The sequence below is a fragment of the Neobacillus drentensis genome (genome assembly GCF_036966985.1).
In the GTDB taxonomy this organism is placed as follows: domain Bacteria; phylum Bacillota; class Bacilli; order Bacillales; family Cytobacillaceae; genus Neobacillus; species Neobacillus drentensis_E.
The window spans coordinates 1-1,279 of record NZ_JBALSN010000289.1; the positions used below are offsets into that span (position 1 = coordinate 1).

The window sequence follows — 1,279 nt, forward strand, 5'->3', positions numbered from 1 at the left end:
CAGTACCTCTAATTTAAAAATAGGTATTAATACTGTTACGCAGTTTAGTATTGCTCTAAAGAAACTTTTAAGCATAACAAAAAGGCTTCACTGAGAGCGAAACCTTTTTGTTAACAAAGCTCATATTAATCTAATGTCTTGATGTAAATTAGATATCCTAACCTACTTTACTTTCTTCTATGGCATGTTGCCAACTTGGGTAGTAATGCAAAGCACTCCGCATTAAATCAGGATAAAGATGTTTTACCTCTTTTTTACGTAGAGAATTACCTTGGTTTTGTAACTTCTGGATCTGAGTAATGACTTCCTTTGATGTTAATGGAACATCCATTTTTCATTCCTCCCTTTCCAAGTTATCTTTACTATTTTTCCCTTTGGCTATCAACCCGAAAGCATAGTTGTATTCCCTTTTTGACTGCAAGGAATCCTATATTGTAGAAATGGAATTACCACTTCCCAATCTATTTTATCCACTTGGTGTGTACTTTCAGTGAAGAAAATATGAAAAAATTATGAAATCCATTCGATCGCCGTTTACCTTTCTATTGCTTTAAAATTTCTGTGACAAACTTCGCCCACTCTTCCGTAACAACAGCTTCAAATAAATTCTCAACTGATACTAGCTGGGATTCTACGAAAATCAATTCTAATCCTACAAAAATCGGAAACAAAATCCCAAAACAAAACACCCCTCAGCCTGATTAGGCTGAAAGGTGATTAAAATTAACACACACGTTTAATACTTTCCTCGTTTTGACTCTTCTCCTTCATCCTGCTAAAAATATTCGCTAAAACCGAACCAGATAAATTATGCCACACGCTGAAAATTGCACTTGGTACTGCCGCTAATGGCGAGAAATGAGCAGTAGCGATAGCGACTCCCAAACCGGAGTTCTGCATGCCGACTTCCATTGCGACAGCCTTCTGTTTCGCCAGATCCATCCCACATAAACGGGCAAAGAAGAAACCAATTAAAAATCCTAACAGATTGTGAAGAATGACAACGCCAAAAATTAACAATCCAGTTTCCGCAATCTTCGCCGCGCTTCCCGCTACAACGGCAGATACAATTAACACAATCGCAATAACGGAAACAAGCGGCAATGCTTTTGCACCGGCTTGAGCCTGTTTTCCGAAGAACTTTTTAATAATAAAGCCAAGCGCCAACGGAACAATGACAACTTGTACAATTGATAGAAATAATGATGCCACACTGACATCCACCCACTTACTGGCGAACAAAAGAATAAGTAATGGTGTCACAATTGGTGCAAGAATC

Annotated in this window: 2 protein-coding genes; both read right to left on the minus strand. The window is 38.1% G+C overall.

Annotated elements, in window-relative coordinates; translation table 11 throughout:
• Positions 1 to 157: 157 nt before the first annotated feature.
• The gene (locus V7659_RS19170) at positions 158 to 331 is read right to left on the minus strand and encodes a hypothetical protein (protein ID WP_335541451.1); all 174 of its coding nucleotides are present in this window, start codon (positions 329 to 331) and stop codon (positions 158 to 160) included.
• A 392-nt stretch (positions 332 to 723) separates the two neighbouring features.
• A partial coding sequence (locus tag V7659_RS19175) for a bile acid:sodium symporter family protein (RefSeq protein ID WP_335541452.1) occupies positions 724 to 1,279 on the minus strand: 556 nt, incomplete at its 5' end.